This window comes from Azoarcus sp. CIB, from assembly GCF_001190925.1.
GTDB lineage: Bacteria > Pseudomonadota > Gammaproteobacteria > Burkholderiales > Rhodocyclaceae > Aromatoleum.
Window position 1 is genome coordinate 5,183,486 of the sequence record NZ_CP011072.1, and the last position, 17,519, is coordinate 5,201,004.

The following is a 17,519-nucleotide window of genomic DNA, read 5'->3' on the forward strand; positions in this document are numbered from 1 at the left end:
ATCATGGCCATCACGTCCTTCCTGTCGCCCAGCCTGCTCGCCGCGCTGTCCCTGCGCCCCGCGCTGACGCTGCTGCCGCGCGTGCCGGTGGAAATCCGCCTGCACGAACCGGAAAAACGCCCCGACGACCCGCGCCGCCTCAACCTCTTCCCGGGCCGGGCGCTCGGCGAGCGCGAGTTCGAACGCTTGCAGGCCTATGTCGACGACCGCGTCGCCCCGCTGCTCGCGAGCCTCGAACCGGGCATCGTCGAAGGCCTGCCCTGCACCTTCTTCGGCAGCGGCGCCGACACCCGCGTGCGCGTGCAGCCGGGTCTCGCGGTCGGCGCAGCCGGGCAGCTGATCCGCCTCTTCTACCCCCTCGACCAGGCCTGGACCGACCTCGCCGCGCAGGCCGAGCGCGACCAGGACACGCCGCTGCGCGACGGCCTCTTCCTCGTGACGATCCGCAGCGCGGTCGAGCCGATCGACGACCCGACCGACCAGGAGCCCTGCACGCGCACCGAGCCCGACCCGCTGCGCGAGCGCCGCATCGAGACCGTGTGCCTGCTGGGCCTGCAGCGCATCGCGGGCAACCCGCGCCTGATGGCGATGCCGCAAGCCCGCGCCGCGAACCGCATCGGCGCGCGCCTGCTGCGCGAATCGCCGTTCCGCGAGGACTCCGGCGCCGTGCCGCTGGGCCTCGTCAAAGTCGTCGGCAAGCTGCCGGTGTGGTTCGACCCGCGCGCCGGCAGGCTCCTCGCCGAGCCCGGTGCCGCCGCGCACACGCTGCTCGCCCACACCGTCGCGGCCCTCGAAACCTGGCAGCGCGAGCACCCCGCACCGCTACCCAACGTGCCGACACAGACCCTCAGCGAGCTGCTGGGCCTCGACTACCTGCCGGCCGCCGGTCCGCTCCCCGCGGCGCTGCTGCGCGACCCCGCGGGCAAGACGCCGACGCTCGCCTTCCTGCCCGCCGACCTGCAGGTCGAACTCGCGCCGGTGCCTGCGAACACCATTGAAGGAGTCGTCGCCGACGAGCTGTCGCGCGGCACGGTCGACCTGATCCACGGCCTCGGCGAACGCATCCGCCTGCTGCTGGCGATCCCCGACCTCGACTACCGGCGCGATCTCTTCGACCTGCCGCAGCGCGACTTGCGGCTGGAGGACGAACTCTTCCGCCGCGCCGAAACCGCGACGCTCGCCTATCAGGCGTGGAAGCAACAGTGGTACGCGCTCTTCCACGGCCTCACCGCGCAGCAGCTGCAGGCCCTGCGCGCGCCGCTGCTGATCACGAAGACGCCGCCCGACCCCGAGCAGTACCGCATGAAGCTCGTCATCGACCGCGCCAAGACCCTGCCCCCGGCGACGGTGGCACCCGTCGTGATGACCCATGTCGTCGCGGCGGTCGGCACCCCGAACCTGCCCGAACCCTACGCGAGCCACCTCGCCGAGCCGCATCCCGCGCCCGAGGACTACGACGTCGTCGAGGACACCCAGCCCGGCGACAACGGCCTGTTCCGCCAGCGCGAGGATCTGCGCGCCGACATCCGCCACCTCGAAGCCGCGCTCGACAAGAGCTTCCGCCTGCTCGAAGAGGTCAATGACTTCCTCGGCCTGCAGCGCCAGCAGCTCGACGCGCTGACGGTGTCCTTCAGCGCGCTCGCGGGCGGCGTGCCCGGCGACGGCCTCGGCGCGAAGCTCGTGCGCTGGACCACCAAGGCGAACTTCGTGCCCAAGATCGCGACCACGCCGGAGAACCCGTCATGAGCGAGCTGTTCAACCGCTTCACCGCGAACACCACGAACTTCACCGAGGTGAAGCTCGCCGCCGACACGCCCCTGATCAACGCGACGGCGGGCAATCTGAACCTCGCCGGCGCCGTGCAGATGGAGCCGACGATCTCCGCCGGCACGCTCGCCGCCCTCGGCGCGCTGCAGTTCGAGGCCCAGCCGAAGGAGCCGCTCACCGAGCCGGTCTTCAGCAAGGCGCCGACCACCGGCAAGGGCATGCTGTCGCACGTCGAACTGATCCGCGACAGCTTCCTCAATGTGCGTCGCGACCTGCTCGACCTGCGCGACAAGGCCAACGCGCGCCAGAACCAGGCGAAGTCGCTGATCGACCGCCTGTGCGACTTCCTCGACGATTACATGAAGCCCGAGGAATTGCGCCGCCTCGGCGTCATCGACGACGACGCTCAGGCACGCCCCTTCCGCCTGCTGGTCGCGCCCGACCTGCACAATGCCGAAGGCTTCCTGCTGCGCCCGAAGCTCGACCTCGCGATTCCCCGCCCGGGCGACGCCGGCCCCGACGGCACGGCACACAATGACGAATCCGCGCTGTTCGCCGCCGGCAAGGTCGTCGCCGACGACATCCGCAAGATCGAGGCCCTGCGCGGCGCGCTGACCACGCTGCGGCGCCGCCACCAGCAGGCGCTCGAAGACCTGCGCGCGCGCCTCGCCGCGCTCGAAACCGACATCCCCGGCGAGATCCGCCAGCTCGACGTGCGCGAACGCGAGCGCGTCGAGGCGCTCGACGACTACGCCGTCGCGCAGCGCCTGCTGGCCGAGCACTGGCGCGAGGTCGAGGCCGCCTACGCCGAGCGCAAGCGCGTCATCGAAAGCCACCGCGGCCTGTTCTACGTGAAGGTGCGCGAGACCCCGCTCGGCCGCACCCTCCCCGACCCGCTCGACCTGCGCCCGTCGAGCCCCGACGACCTCGTCCCCGGCTGCGCCAACCGCGACACCGCGCTGCCCGCCGCGCTCGCGCCCTTCATCGAAGCCGTCTACGACATCCCCGCCGGCGACTGGGCGAACCTGCGCCCACTCGGCCACCTGCTGCCCGGGCGCGCGATCCTCGCCGGCCTCGTCGACACGCGCCGCCAGAAGCTCGCGCTGCGCCTCAACCGCGCCGTGTCGGCCGACACCCTGGTCCTCACGAGCCTCGTGCAGCAGAACCACGCGCTGGTGCGCGAAGTCGCCGCCCGCCCCTTCAATGCCGGCGCGCTCAGCGAGCTGCAGCGTCAGGGCAGCGCGATCCTCGCCCTCGACGACCTCCTCGCGATCCCGTCGCCACTCTTGCGCGACCCCGCCCGCGCGCTGCACCAGCGCCTCGACGCCGCCGCCGGCTGCCTGCTCGCGCGCCTGCGCACCATCGCCCCGTCGATCCGGCTGCAGTGGTCCACCCTGGCCGAAGCCAACCGCCTCGCCGTCGAGACCCCCGAACGCTGGCCCGGCCTCGCCGAAGCCGAGGAGCGCGACTTCAACGGCGTGCGCACGCTGGTCGAACTCGTCGCGTGGTGGTTCCGCCAGCTCGACAGCGACGCCTCCGGCGTCGCCCGCACCGCGATGCGCAACCTCGTGCGCGCCTGCCTGCTCCTCGCCGCCAGCGACGACCCGCGGCAGCTGATCCAGGGACGCATCAAGACCATCCCCGGCCGCTTCCGCATCGGCGAGGCGCTGCGCCTCACCCTCAACCGCGAAGCCGCGCCGGGCACGCTGCTGCAGCTCTTCGACGACAGCCAGCGCGTCATCGCGACCCTGCGCGTCGACGACCACGACGACCAGGGCACCGTCGCCTCGGTCGCCACCATCCTCGACCCCGAAGTCGAGCGCAACCCCGGCGCGGTGCTCAACACCGCGCTGCGCATCAGCGGCCTGAACCGGGGCTGACGCGATGTTCGGCGCCGGTGACGACCTCCATATCGGCCGCGTCGTGCTGCGCGGCACCGCCAGCGCAATCGACCACGCCCGCGCGACCCTCCCGGCGGCGCTCGCGCGCACGCACTGGCCGGCCGACGAGGCCATCGTCGTCGTCCGCCGCGTCACCGTCGGCGGCACCGCCACCGAACTGCCCGCCCGCGCCGCCGCGGCCGCCGCACAGCTCACCCGCCGCGCCGCCGACCCCTGGAGCCCCTCCGCCGACGCCGCCGAGGCCGTGCGCTTCCGCGACGCGCTCGACTACCGCGCCTGCCTCGTGCGCGACCTCCTCACCGGCACCGCCGCGCACCGCTGGCTATGGCGCCACCGTGCCGCCCTGCTCGCCCGCCCCGCGGCCGAGGCGCTCGCCAAACTGCTCGCCGAGGACGCCCTCGCGCTCCCGGCCCTGCTCGACCGCCCCGCGCTGCGCATCCACCTGCCGGCGCTGTGGCGCACCCTCGACGCCGCGGCCGCGCACACTGTGCTCGGAGCGATAGGCAGCGCCACCGGCTGGCAGAACTCCATCGCCAGCGCACTCGATCCGACCCTGCACGAACGTAGGGCGGAAAAGCGAAGCGCCTTCCGCCGTATGCCAGTCGATGGAAGGTCCGCAACGACATCGACAACACCCGTCCATACGGCGGCGCATTTAGCAAACTCGGCCTTCGGCTCATCCGCCCTACGATCCGTGCTATCCCCCGATCTCCCCCCGTCCGACCCGCGCGTCGTCCTGCACGCCGTGCTCGCACTATGGACGCATGCCCCCGCAACGCTGGCCACCGCAAGCGCCGGCGAAGCCCTCCGCACCACCGCCAAAACCTTGGCACGCCCCGCACCCGACTCTAATTACCCAGCAACCAAGCAGATGATGGCAGCGGGGCAAGGTAGTAGCGCCCTCCCCTTCAAGGGGAGGGCTGGGGTGGGGATGGGTCAAGCAGATGGCGCCGAAACCCATCCCCCTCCTAACCTCCCCCCTTGAAGGGGGAGGAACACGGCACCCGAGCCGGCGTCGTCAATTTGCCTGCGGGGTTAATAATCGCGCCGGCGCTGAGTCGGCCCACTCGCAGCCCCCCGCCCCCACCCAAGTCTCCTCCGCCGCGGCCTCGACCGCGGCACTTCCGCCCGCCGCGGACGTGGACTTCCACGCCCGCGGCGGCGGTTTCTTCTTCCTGCTCAACGTACTCAACCTGCCGTCCCTGCGCGACTGGCGCGCGACGCTCATCGAGCCCCAGGCCGGCTGGCGCGAAGTCGTCCGCCTCACCCGCCGGCTGGACTTCACCCCGGACGCTCCGCTCGCCGCCTTCCTCGCCGCGGCCTGCGACCTCGCAACGGACGGCGACCCAGCCGCCGCACTCGCGGCGCTTCCCGCAGGCGCCGACCCGGCCCCCGTCCATCACGCCGCGCTGCGCCACTACGGCGAAGCGGCCCTGCATGCCGCGCTCGCCGAGCGCCCCGCGCGCATCCGCGCGACTGCCAGCCACCTCGACGTGCATCTGCGCCTCAGTGACGTTCACCGTGACGTGCACCTCGACATCCGCCGCACCGGCCTCGACCTCGACCCCGGCTGGCTGCCCTGGCTCGGCCGCGTCGTGCGCTTCCACTACGACAGCGGAGGTTTCCCGTCATGAACGCACCCGCGACCCCACACCCCCAGTCCGCGCCCCGGCTCGACGGCGCCCGCCTGTCGCGCGCCTTCGTCCACGCCGGCATCGCTCACTTCGCGAAGCTGAGCCTTGGCGCTCCGTCCGCGGTGTTCGACGCCCTCGCCGCGAGCCACGCCGGCGACGACCTCGCGACCCTCCTCGACACCCCGCGCGACGACTGGCACGCCGCCTGCGTCGCGCTTGCGCGCGTCGCCCCCGACCTGCGCGGCCCCCTCGGGCGCCTGCTCGCCGACCTGCAGCTGCAGCTCCACGAATGGTTCGCGCTCGCGCTGTGCGGCGAGAACGAATCGAGCTACCTGCTCAACCTCGCGCTCGCCGAACTGCAGTCGCCCGGCGCGCTGCGCCCCGGCCTGCACCTCGTGGCGGCCGCAAGCGACGCCCTGTTCGGCGCCCAGTTGCCGCCGCTGGCACTCCCCAACCACCGCCTCGTGCGCGCCGGCGTCCTCGACGTGGTCGGCGACGGCCCGATGCCGACGCGCACGCTGGCCGTCGCGCCCGAACTGTGGGCGCTACTGTGCGGCGACACCAGCGCCTGGCGCGACACCGCCCCGCTGCCGGTCAGCGACGCGGTGCTGCCGCAGAGCTTCTGCGACCAACTGCCCTCGCTCGCCACCCTGCTGCGCAGCGGCACCACCCGCCACGTCGTGTTCCGCGGTGCGCGCGCGGCCGGCCTCGCCGCCGCCGCACGGCTGGCCGCCGCCGTGGGCCGTCCGCCGCTGCAGATGGAGGCCGCCATCTGGACGCGCCAGCCCGCGCTCGCCGCCGCGTGCCGCTACGCCGGCTGGCTGCCGGTGCTCGCGCTGGAGCTCGGTCCGGGCGAACGCCATGTGCTGCCCGAGCACCCCGCGCTCGCCGTGCCGCTGCTCCTCGTCACCGGCCGCGACGGCGCGATCGAAGCGCCCGCACTGGTCGAGATCGACCTGCCCCCGCTCTCCACCCACGAACGCTGCGGCGCCTGGCGTGCCGCACTGGCGGCGAACGACGAGCCACCCGGCGACATGCAGTCGAACGCGCAGGTGAACGCGCAGGCAATTGAATTCGCCGGCCACGCGCTACTCGACGGCCCCACCGTACACACGCTGGCCGAACGCGTGCGCCTCGACGCCCGGGTGCGCGGCGAAACACCCGGCCTCGCCCACCTGCGCCGCGCCCGCGCCGGCTTCGGCAGCGAACGCCTGCGCCAGCTCGCCCAGCCGGTCACGCGCGAAATCGGCCCCGACGAGCTGGTGCTGCCCGACGAACTGCTCGAACGCTTCGACGCCCTCGTCGCCCGCTGCCGCCAGCGCGAATCCCTCTCGGACGGGCTCGGCGCCAGCCTCGCCGAACCCGCGCCCGGCGTGCGCGCGCTGTTCTGCGGCGAAAGCGGCGCCGGCAAGACGCTCGCCGCGAGCCGGCTGGCGACGCTGCTCGGCGCGCCGCTCTTCCGCGTCGACCTCTCCGCGGTAATGAACAAGTACATCGGCGAATCGGAAAAGAACCTCGGGCGACTCCTCGACGAAGCCGCCGCGCTCGACGTGCTGCTCCTCATCGACGAAGCCGACGCCCTCTTCGGCCGCCGCGGCGAAGGCAAGGAAACCGGCGAGCGCTACGCCAACATGCTCACCAACTTCCTGCTCACGCGCATCGAACAGCACCCCGGCATCGTGGTCCTAACGAGTAACAACCGCGGCCGCATCGACAGCGCCTTCACCCGCCGCTTCGACGCCATCATCGAGTTTCCTCCGCCGGGCGTGGCCGAACGCCTGCGCATCTGGCAGTCGCACCTGGGGCAGCGCTCCCCCGACGCCGCCCTGTGCCGTCAGCTCGCAAGCTACTGCACACTGCCCGGCGGCCACATCCGCAACGCCGTGCTGCAGGCGGCGGCCCTCGACCCCGCAGAGGCCGGGAAGGAAGCCGGCGACACCACCCGCCCGATCGCCGCCGAACAGCTAGTCGCCGCGCTGATCGAGGAATACCGCAAGATCGGCCGCACCCCGCCACCGCAGCTGATGCATGCGCGGGCCACGTCATGAGCAGCCTCGCTTCCGGCCTGCGGCGCAAGACCGCGCCCGCTTCCGACAAGAAGACGCCCGGCGTGACACCCGAAAAGCAGCCGACCGGGAAGACGGCGGGTGACACGAAGACGCCCGGCGAGACCCCGGCGGATTCAGTCGCGAAGCCGCAGGGCAAGGAAGGCGAGGCCGGCGCCGCGAAGCAATCCCCCGCGGGCGCCCCCGGCTACCTGCAGGCCAAGCTCGCGGTGAGCCATCCTCAGGACACCGCCGAGCAAGAAGCCGACCAGGTCGCAAGCCAGGTGCGCCGCGCGATGCGCACCCCGGCGAACGGTTCCGGCGCCTGCCCTGCCTGCGGCGGCAACGCGCCGCGCGGCAGCCTCGAACCCGCGATCACCCCGCCGAAGAAGGAAGTCCTATCGCCCAAGCTGATGCGCGCCGCGGCAAACGAAGAAAAACCGACCGCCTCGCCAGGCGCGGAGACCGGCAAGGGCGAAGCGAAGCAAGGCGGAGGCGCCGACGCGCTCGCCGGCAAGGCGGCCCCCGCCGAAACCGAACAGCGCATCGCCGCCCGCCGCGGCCAAGGCGCGCCGCTCGACCCCGACCTGCGCGCGCAGCTCGAAAGCCAGCTCGGCCGCGACCTCTCCGCGGTACGCATCCACACCGACGCCGAGGCCGACGCGATGTGCGTCGAGATGCACGCGCGCGCCTTCACGGTCGGCAACGACGTGTATTTCGCCGCCGGCAGCTACGCCCCCGAGAGCGACGCCGGCCTCGAACTCCTCGCCCACGAGCTCACCCACGTCGGCCAGCAGGCCGAAGCCGGCGGCCCGCAAAGCGCCGCGCCGAAGTTGCAGCGCGATTTCTGGGACGACCTCTTCGGCGGCGGCGGCGACCCCGCCGACCCGATGGCCGCGTGCAACAAGGAACTCGACAACGCCGAGAAATGGGCCAAGGCCGGCCCCTACCCGGCCGCGCCGAAGGGCATCGTCGGCGCGGCGGGTTTCGGCGGCTTCGACGCGCAGTACCGCCCCGACGCCGTCGAAGGCGAAGGCGTGCTCGACATCAAGCAGGGCGTCGCCGCCGAATTCAAGGACACCCTGGTGCAGAACGCGGGCGTCGTCGCTCCTCACCCGGACCTCCCGGCCACGCCGGAAATCACCGCGCTCGCCGCCCGCATCAACGCAATCCCCGTCGCGATCGTGCGCAGCGCGCTGCTGTCGCTCTACCAGTGGACACCGGCTGAACAAGCGCCCTGGCTGGCCAACCTGAAGTCGCTGATCGAATCCACGTGGGGCGGCAAGCACAGCTTCTTCCTCAACAAGCCGCGCTGGACCTGGCTGGGCGCCGAAGTGCAGGTAGCCCTCGACATCGGCCGGCGCGCGAAGGCCGCCGGCGACCACATGACGGCCGAGATCTTCAAGACGCCCCCCGGCGAAAGCCTGCGCACCTTCGACATCTCGCACGAAGTCGGGTCGGGCAGCAAGGCCGACCCCGCCGACCAGACGGTGCGGCTCGCCAGCACCACCACCGGGCCGAAGGAATACGACCTGCTGCGCCAGTCCGTCGAGTTCGGCTACAACTCGGACGTGCTGACGGGGACCGCGGTCGCCCGGCTCAACGGATTCATCGCGCGTTTCAACGGCGCAGTCGGGAATGCCGCGCATCAGGAAGTGCGCGTCGAGATCGTCGGCCACACCAGCGCCGCCGGTACGGAGAAGTACAACCTCGACCTCTCCGAACGGCGCGCCAACGCGGTACGCGACTACCTCGCCAACAACGGCTTCGCGAACACCGCCACACGCGTGACCATAACGCCGCGCGGCGAAACCGAAGCCGACCAGACCCAACCAAAGCGCGCCACCGACCAGCGCGCGGACCTCATCGTCGATGGCGGCGAGCGCATGATCACGGCCGCCCACGAATGGGGGCACGCCTTCGGCGTGGATGACGAGTACGTGACCGGCGGCACGAGCATCGGCGATCCGGTCGACCACGACGCGATGACCAAGGCGATGACCGACGCCAACGGCGTCCATCTGCCCGGCGCAATCAAGGAACACAACGGCGGCATCATGTCCTTCGGCACCGAAGTGCGGCCGCAGCACTACGCCACCTTCCATCACGCACTGACCACCGTCACCGCCCAGTCGCCGTGGTCGCTGGGCCTGCACAAGCCCAAGTGGCAGGTCGCGATGGAATGCGGCGCCCCCTCACCCAAGGGCGACTGGCCGACGCCGACCCCGAACCCGCCGACCCCCGGGACCCCGCCGGGCAGCCCCGTGCCCGCGGACGGCAATGGAAGCGCCGTCGCCTAAATTCGCCCGCCGGCCAAGCGAACGGCCGGCGCGCGAAAGCCCGCGCGCGGCCTCGCGCAGCGCCAACACGCGCGCCCAGGGCACGTCCCCGGCCGCCTCATTGGCCTCCACTCCCGCGCCGCCGCCGGCACTCCCCGCCTACGCGACGCCTCCCGCACGCGTCAGCCAGCCCGGCGAGAGCATCGAGCGCGAAGCCGAGCAGCGTGCCAACGCCGTCGCGCCGCCCGCCACGCCCGACCCCACACCGACCGCGGCCGCCCCCCCTGCGCCGAGCCCGGCGACCTCCGGCGACAGCGACACCGTCCCGACATCGTCCGCCTCCCCATCGGCGTCCTCAGCAACGCCTTCGGTCAGTGCGACCACGACAAGTGCGACACCCGCATCCGCATCGTCCGCCGCGACCCTGCCCGCCTACGCCGCTGGCCGCGTCGCCGAACGCCGTGGCCGCGGCGAACCGCTGCCGCAGGACGCCCGCGGCATGCTCGAAGGCCATTTCGGCCGTGACTTCGCCGACGTGCGCATCCACACCGATGCCGAAGCCGCGCGCCTCGCCACCGCGCTCGGCGCACGCGCCTTCACGTCCGGGCGCGACATCTACCTCGCGCCCGACGCCTTCGCCCCCGACACCGCCGAGGGGCAGCGCCTCCTCGCGCACGAACTCACCCACGTCGTGCAGCAGGACGGCCAGGCCGCCGCCGTGCTCGCGCGCGCGATCGAACCGGCCGTGGCCAGCAGGTACCACGAGACCGACCGCACCACCGCCGCGCTCGCCGCGCTCGAACGCCTCGAGATCCCGGCGGTAAAGTCGCGCCACCTGCCGCTCTACAGCGGGCTCGCCGGCGCCGGCAACCTCAAGCGCGTGCGCGGCTACGGCCGCGAGGGTGCCGACCAGCGCTCGGTGTGGAACAGCCAGGCGCAGGTCGGCGCCGACGCGATCCGCGCGCGCCTCGGCGAACGCAACATCCCCGTGCCCGCCGACGCCAACGGCCGCATCCGCCTCAAGCCGCACCGCGGCGCGCGGCTCATGTCGAAGCGCCTGTCCGAGCTGCAGACGATGCTGCGCATCCCGGACTGGGACCGTCGCGGCCGCAAGGTCGCCCAGTTCCAGGTCGACCACATCGTCGAGCTGCAGGTCTCCGGCCAGATGGGCTCCGGCGTCGGCAACAGCCCCGAGAACATGGAACTGCTCGACCAACCGTCGAACAGCAGCTCCGGCGGCACGATCCGCAGCGGCATCTATCGCAAGGTCGACGCCTTCCTCGACACCTTCGACCCCAAGCCCGACCGCGGCCGCTTCCTGCGCCAGCACGACGTCGCGTTCACCAGCGTCGCCGCCACCGGCGGAGGCTCCGCCGCAGGCGCCTCCGCGTGGTGGACCAAGACCGAGATCGAGGAAGCCGAACCGCTCAGCACCGCGAGCCCGCCCAACGCGGCCGAAGACGCCGACACCCAGGGCACGGCAGGGGAATTCGTCCTCAGCGCCGGCCCCGGCGGCATCACCGTCGGCCGTTTCCGCCACAGCCCCGGCGCCGCGCCGAGCATCAGCCGCACGCAGGCGCGCGCGCTCGCGGGCCTCAAGATCACCGCGATCAACCTCACCGACAACACCGGCACCCCGGAAGGCCCGCTCGGCTCGCTCGCCGCCGAATGGGATCTCCCCGCCGACTGGCAACCGGAAACCCCGACAGTCACGGTTTCGCTCACCGGCGACGGCGAATACCGCGGCTACCCCTCGGCACTCCCCGCGCTCAACCTCGAATACGCCAAGCTCAGCCCGGTCAGCTTCACCAGCATCTCGACCGAAGACGGCGAACTCTCCGCCGACGGCACGCTGACCCCGTCAATCCCCCTCCTCAACGCGCCGATCACCGTGCGCCTGCGCGGCAAGGACATCACCTTCTCGCTCGACTACGGGCCCGACCAGATCAGCCTGCCGATCCCGCGCACCACCATCGACGACGCCTACGTCAACGTCTTCTACTCCACCGCGCGCGGCCTGGGGCTGGGCGGCCAGGTGATCTACTCGATCGAAGGGGTCGGCAGCGGCGAACTTGCGGCCTCGGTGTCCACCGCCGGCGGCGTCCAGTTCGAAGGCGGCTTCACCTTCGAGCGCTCGCTCTTCGACCGCGCCCGCGTCAGCGCCTGGTGGCGCAACGGCCAGTTCGGCGCCGAAGGCACGATCGGCATCGACACCCCGGACAAGATCAAGGGCATCAAGAGCGCCACCGCCACGGTCAGCGTCAACGAGGGCCGCTGGGCCTTCAACGGCAGCGCCGAACTCTCGGTGCCCGGCGTCAGCGCCGCCTCGATCGCCATCACGCAGGGCGAAAACGGCCTCAACATCGCCGGCGACGTCGCCCTCACCGCCAACCCCGCGATCCGCTCCGGCTCGATCCACGTCGAATGCGCGCAGACCGACGGCGACTGGAAGGTCTCCGCCACCGGCACCGCCGAACCCGCCATCCCCGGTTTCGACTCCCAGCTCACCGTCACCTACGACGACGGCGCCTTCGACGCCCAGTTCAGCGGCGCCTTCGAGCGCGGCATGCTCTCCGGCCAGATCACCGTCGGCGCCACCAACCGCAGCATCGGCGAGGATGGCAACCCCGGCGGCCCCCCGAGCGGCCCCGACGCCCCCATCATCGTCTACGGCAGCGGCTCCGCCACCATCCAGATCGCCCCGTGGCTGCAGGGCACCGCCGGACTCCGCCTCGACCCCAACGGCGAGATCACCGTCTCCGGCGAAATCGCCCTGCCCAGCTCGCTCGAGATCTTCTCCAAGCTCGAATACGACAAGCGCCTCTTCGGCATGTCGACCCAGATCCCCATCGTCCCCGGCGTCGTCGCCGAAGTCGGCGGCAACCTCAGCGCCAACGCCAGCATCGGCCCCGGCGCGCTCGACCAGCTGCGCGTCGGCATCGAATACAACCCCTCGCACGAGGAAAACACCCACGTCACCGGCGACGCCCACCTCAACGTCCCCGCCGAAGCGGGATTAAGACTCGCCGCCCGCGCCGGCGTCGGCCTCGGCATCACCGGCGCCAGCGCCACCGGCGGCCTCGAGATCGGCGGCGCGCTAGGCATCAACGGCGCCGCCGAAGCCAGCGTGCACATCGACTGGATGCCCTCCCAAGGCCTCGCCATCGACGCCGAAGCCACCCTCCACGCCCAACCCAGCTTCCGCTTCGACGTCTCCGGCTACGTCGCCGTCACGGTACTCGGCGCCAGCCTCTACGACGAACGCTTCGAACTCGCAGCCGTCGAACTCGGCTCCGGGCTCGAATTCGGCGTGCGCTTCCCCGTCACCTACCGCGAAGGCGAACCCTTCGACGTGTCGCTCGACGACCTCGAATTCGAAGTGCCGGACGTCGATCCCGCGGCGCTGGTCGACCAGCTTGGGGCGCAGATATTCTGACCCGCCGCTCACCCGGACAAGATCGCAGCATGCCTTTGCCATATTTCGGCTTGCGCGATATCGTATCCAATAGGCGTCCCGTAGGGCGGGAGAAGCAAAGCGCATCCCGCCACCCAAACGACGAATCTCACTCTCCGCGAGTGTCGCGCGAGGCAATCAACTCCCCAGCTCGGCTTGCCCGATAATCTGTAACATACTACGATACAGTCAATGATAAAGAGCTTTCGCCACAAAGGGATCGAAGCTTTCTTCAGAACGGGCAGCAAGGCTGGCATCACTGCCGCCCACGCCGGCCGGCTGGCCCGCCAGCTCGCCCTGCTAAATGAGGCGACGCATCCTGGACACATGGACGTGCCCGGTTGGAAGCTGCATTCGCTGGCAGGCAACTTGAACGGTCACTGGGCCGTGTCGGTCAGCGGGAACTGGCGCCTGACCTTCGCATTCGAAGGCGAGGATGCCGTGCTCGTCGATTATCAGGACTATCACTGAGGAGTTCGCCATGGCATCGATGCACAACCCGCCCCATCCCGGCGAAACGCTGCGCGAGGATGTCCTGCCCGAGCTCGGACTGACGGTTTCCGAGGCCGCCCGCCAGCTGGGCGTTTCCCGCGTCCAGCTTTCCCGCGTATTGCACGGGCGCGCACCCATATCGCCTGACTTGGCCCTGCGCCTCGAACAATGGCTCAAAGGGCCAACCGCCGACGTTTGGCTGCGCATGCAGATCGCGTACGATCTGTGGCAGGCACGGCATGGCGGAAAGCTGCCTCACGTGGCGCCCGCACAGCAGAAGGCGGCGTGACGGAACGCACCCCGCGGCCGTCACACGCCCATCAAATAGTGGTCTTCCCTATCGCCCTTTAGCCACAGCCCTGTCGTACCAACGGAACGAATGCCTCGATCCATGTTATTGGACAATATTCTGCATGGATATACACTTGAACTCACTAGACCAAGGACTTGCGCGCCGGAGCCGGTTTATCCGCCATGTCCAATATCACTTTTGCGCCGACACTTGGTGTCGACCATACGTTAGGGGTCGTCAGTGCTTCGGCTTCCGTTATGCAGTAGGCGCAAAACACATGGCACGTTCCAGCTAGGTGCGCCGCTTCCAATTCGGCCTGCGTCGGCCCAATCCCCCGCTGCACGCGCTTGCCGTTTGCGTCGAATGTTTCGATCTCCAGCCGGTCGTCGGAAATGAAGTGGTCGTGCGAGCCGCCGTGCTCACATTCACAAGGCCGGCGCGGCGTCTTTCCGCAGTCAATGCCTGCGATCAACAGTTCAGGTGAGCAGTGCTCCCACCTACCCGTAGTTTCAACGTTGAAGTGCAATAGTTCTCAGGACGCATAATAAATCTCCAGCGGCGTTTTAAATCCGTGTCTTTTTCTCGGCCGGATATTCAGCTCATGCGCGATTTGATCGCATTCGTGCTGGGTTAGATTTTTCATGCAGACGCCTTTTGGGATGTATTGCCGGATCAGGCCGTTCAGATTCTCGTTACTGCCGCGCTCCCACGAGTGGTACGGCGTGGCGAAGTAGCAGAGCAAGGGGAAGCGCGCTTCAAGTGTTTTGTAGTCATGGAACTCGGTGCCGTTGTCCAGCGTGAGGGTATGGAACTTGGCAGCGTGCTCGGTGATGGCGAGCGTAGCGGCAGTAGTCACTTGCGCGGCCGTGCGCGCGGTTAGTTTCTTGATAATGGCGTAGCCTGATTTGCGCTCGAGCAGCGTGAGGATGCAGTGATGCTTGTCCTGACCGATCACCGTGTCGCCTTCCCAGTGCCCGACCGTCAGGCGCTGCTCGATCGCGCGCTCACGTTCCGTGATGTGACGCTTACCCGCCAGCACGCCGCGCGAATCTTTGCTGTTGTACCGTTTGCGTCGTTGCTTGGGCATGATCCGCGTGTGCCGGTAGAGCGTCCCACCGGCCTTCTTGTCCTTGAGGATGTGCCGATAGATCGTCTCGTGACTGATCGTCCACACGCCTTCGGCCTTCACCGACGCCGAAATTTGCTCTGGGCTCCATTTCCTTTTCAGCAGCTGTTCCACCTGCTGCATTTGTTCCGCGCTGAACCAGGACGTCCGACGCGAACGGCGTCGTCGCGCCGCCGCATACTGCTGCGCCTTTTGCGCGCGATAGTTCCCGTCATGCCGAGTGGCGTTGCGTTGCAACTCTCGGCTGATCGTACTTGGCGAGCGCCCCAGTTCGCGCGAGATCTCGGCCTGCGAACATCCGCTGCGCATCAACGCCGTCATGCTGTATCGTTCTTCTTGGGTGAGCTGGTGGTACTTATGCATCATTGCATCCTTTTTCTTGGCGGGAATTGGATGCAAGGAGTATCTCAGCTCGCCCTCCTATTTCGTACGGCATTGCGCTTACTTTGTGAATCCGCGACCCCTAACATTTACGTCAACCGGACCTTGCGCAATAGGCGCTGTGCTCATGATTTATCTCCCTTCCGGCGCAAGGCCGGTTACGTTAGCGTTAGGCTTATTCAATCACGCATCACACGAATGAAAAATCCATGAAACAGTTATTCATTCGCAGCGCCATTCTCATTTCAATCTTAGGTATCAGCGCATCAGCAGTAATGGCTGTCGAAGTTGACGCTTGGGTTGGCCGGTACCGTGCGGCTTGGCCTGGAGGCTCTTCCGGCACAGATGGAGAACTCTCTATAGTCAAAGCATCCAAACCTGATCGTTGGTTACTCACATCACCCACAGATAAAAGGGCTATCGAACTACGCCCCTTTCTTCCGGGTGAGTATGAGGGTTTGCATACAGCAGGCACCGTTAAATGCTTGAACGGTGGCAACGTGGCTCTCTGTCGAGGAAAACCGGGAACTACCGTGTCTTTCGATGGTGGAGGGCCTGTTCCAGAAAATTTTGCAGTCCGCACAGGCTATTTCGGAGTTCTTATACAAAATGGGGCCGCGGCTTTTGAACTCACGAAACAAGGTTCAACGCCATGAACCTGCAAGGGCCTAACACTGCCCTAAGGGACTTCCCGTCAACCTCATCCTCTTGCAGACCGGCCGTAGGCCGATCGTGACGTCGATCACGTACTCATCTTCGGACCTCCGCGATCACGCGCGTGCATGACCGGTTTTCGACTGCCGGCATCGCCATGGACAAGGACAGAGCAGACTGCCTTTCCCTAATCGGCCTTGTTCGGCGCGCCAGCGCCGGGGCCCTGCGATTAACCGCACCGGCTGGCCTCAATCAGTCGTCGGCGCGACCGGGGCGCGGGGATCAGCCGCGACACCCTGCGTGGTCGGCCATTGGGTTAGCCAGGCTCTCAGCCGGTCGGTCTGACCTGTTTGTCTATCGCGTGCGCGCAGTCACGGGAACACCTTCAAAGAACGCCGATGCTTCAGGATGCCGGTTGTTCGACCGAGTCGTGCCACTGGCGCCACGCCTCGGGGTTGTAGCCTTCGCCCTTGGCGAGCACCGCCCACAGCTGGCGGGCATGCTTGTTGGCGATGGCGACCAGGGTCTTGTGGTAACCGACGCGTCCGTTGAGCGTCACGATCCACTGCTGCAGGCGCGTGAGCGCCTCGGGCGTGTTGCGAGCCTTGCGCAAGGCGGCGGCAAGCACGCTGCGGGCGCCCTGCACGAGCAGCGTTCTCAGGTAGTCATCGCCCCGCCGGGTGATGCGGCCGAGTTTGGGTTTGCCCCCGCTGGAGTACTGGCTCGGGGTGAGTCCGAGCCACGCGGCGAACTGGCGGCCGTTGTGGAACATCGTGGCGTCGCCGACGCTGGCGACCACGGCATCGGCGGTGAGCATCCCAACGCCGGGCAACTCGCGCGCACGTCGGGCGGCCGCGTCATCGGCCTGCTGAGCGGCAATCTGCCGGTCGCATTCGGCGATGCGCAGATCGAGCGCGTCGAGTTGATCGCGCACGCCTTGAATCAGGTGGCGAATCGGTGCCGGCTGCGCGGTGTCGAATTCGTGCTCGGCGAGTTTGCGTCGCAGCCGCGCGGCGCCGATCTCGACCACCATGCCGAATTCGGCGAGGAGCCCCCGGATGCGATTCAGGAGCGCCGTGCGCTCCTCGATCCAGCCCAGCCGCAGGCTGTGCCAGGCGAGCCGATGCTGCTGGGCCTCGGTCTTGACCGGAATGAAGCGCATCCCCGGCGCGAGCAGTGCCGCGACGATCGCCGCCGCATCCGCCCGGTCGTTCTTGACCGCCTGGCGCTTGCGGTAGGGACGCACGAACTCGGCGGCCATCAGCCGCGGCTCCAGCCCCAGCGCCTGCATCGTCCGCCCCCAGCAATGCGCTCCGCCGCAGGCTTCCATGCCGACGAGCGTGCCGCGCGGCAGTGTCGACAACCACGCGAGAAACCCGGCGCGGTTGAACTCGCGCGTCTCGATCACCCGGCCCGCGCCGTCCGTCACACAGGCGACGAACACGTTCTTTGCCAGATCCACGCCGACCGTCGTAGTATTCATTTGGACTTCCC

General features: G+C 69.2%; 12 protein-coding genes. 10 read left to right on the plus strand and 2 right to left on the minus strand.

The annotated features are described in order from the left end of the window. Nucleotides 1-3: 3 nt before the first annotated feature. The 9 genes from AzCIB_RS23260 to AzCIB_RS23300 all read left to right on the plus strand — a co-directional run bounded on the left by AzCIB_RS23260 (nt 4) and on the right by AzCIB_RS23300 (nt 13,861). Complete coding sequence (locus AzCIB_RS23260) at nt 4-1,746, plus strand: hypothetical protein (RefSeq protein ID WP_050418076.1); 1,743 nt, start codon at nt 4-6, stop codon at nt 1,744-1,746. Beyond that, nucleotides 1,743-3,647 (plus strand): hypothetical protein, encoded by a 1,905-nt coding sequence (locus AzCIB_RS23265; protein WP_050418077.1) that lies wholly within the window; start codon nt 1,743-1,745, stop codon nt 3,645-3,647. The genes AzCIB_RS23260 and AzCIB_RS23265 overlap by 4 nt, the downstream gene beginning before the upstream one ends. A gap of 4 nt (nt 3,648-3,651) precedes the next feature. Then, nucleotides 3,652-4,653 carry a hypothetical protein gene (locus AzCIB_RS23270; protein WP_050418078.1) on the plus strand — a complete coding sequence of 334 codons (1,002 nt, stop codon included), beginning with the start codon at nt 3,652-3,654 and terminating at the stop codon, nt 4,651-4,653. A 154-nt stretch (nt 4,654-4,807) separates the two neighbouring features. Further along, complete coding sequence (locus AzCIB_RS23275) at nt 4,808-5,302, plus strand: hypothetical protein (RefSeq protein ID WP_050418079.1); 495 nt, start codon at nt 4,808-4,810, stop codon at nt 5,300-5,302. Next, a complete protein-coding gene (locus AzCIB_RS23280; RefSeq protein WP_050418080.1) occupies nt 5,299-7,350 on the plus strand; it encodes an ATP-binding protein in 2,052 nt (683 codons plus the stop codon). Before AzCIB_RS23275 ends, AzCIB_RS23280 begins: the two co-directional genes overlap by 4 nt. Further along, nucleotides 7,347-9,647, plus strand: coding sequence for an eCIS core domain-containing protein (locus AzCIB_RS24945; protein WP_050418081.1), 2,301 nt, complete (start codon nt 7,347-7,349; stop codon nt 9,645-9,647). The genes AzCIB_RS23280 and AzCIB_RS24945 overlap by 4 nt, the downstream gene beginning before the upstream one ends. Then, nucleotides 9,628-13,062, plus strand: coding sequence for an eCIS core domain-containing protein (locus AzCIB_RS23290; protein WP_083447112.1), 3,435 nt, complete (start codon nt 9,628-9,630; stop codon nt 13,060-13,062). Before AzCIB_RS24945 ends, AzCIB_RS23290 begins: the two co-directional genes overlap by 20 nt. Nucleotides 13,063-13,272: 210 nt before the next feature. Next, on the plus strand, nt 13,273-13,551 hold the full coding sequence (locus tag AzCIB_RS23295) for a type II toxin-antitoxin system RelE/ParE family toxin (RefSeq protein WP_050418082.1): 279 nt from the start codon (nt 13,273-13,275) through the stop codon (nt 13,549-13,551). A gap of 10 nt (nt 13,552-13,561) precedes the next feature. Beyond that, the gene (locus AzCIB_RS23300; RefSeq protein WP_050418083.1) at nt 13,562-13,861 is read left to right on the plus strand and encodes a HigA family addiction module antitoxin; all 300 of its coding nucleotides are present in this window, start codon (nt 13,562-13,564) and stop codon (nt 13,859-13,861) included. A 535-nt stretch (nt 13,862-14,396) separates the two neighbouring features. On the opposite strand, the gene AzCIB_RS23305 is transcribed toward AzCIB_RS23300, so the two are convergent. Continuing rightward, the gene (locus tag AzCIB_RS23305) at nt 14,397-15,353 is read right to left on the minus strand and encodes an IS30 family transposase (protein ID WP_050418084.1); all 957 of its coding nucleotides are present in this window, start codon (nt 15,351-15,353) and stop codon (nt 14,397-14,399) included. 227 nt (nt 15,354-15,580) lie between these two features. On the opposite strand from AzCIB_RS23305, the gene AzCIB_RS24355 reads away from it, so the two are divergent. After that, nucleotides 15,581-16,027 (plus strand): hypothetical protein, encoded by a 447-nt coding sequence (locus tag AzCIB_RS24355; RefSeq protein WP_157058553.1) that lies wholly within the window; start codon nt 15,581-15,583, stop codon nt 16,025-16,027. 401 nt (nt 16,028-16,428) lie between these two features. Here AzCIB_RS24355 and AzCIB_RS23310 read toward each other — a convergent pair whose 3' ends face one another. Continuing rightward, a complete protein-coding gene (locus AzCIB_RS23310) occupies nt 16,429-17,508 on the minus strand; it encodes an IS110 family RNA-guided transposase (protein ID WP_050418085.1) in 1,080 nt (359 codons plus the stop codon). Between the last annotated feature and the right edge of the window lie 11 nt (nt 17,509-17,519).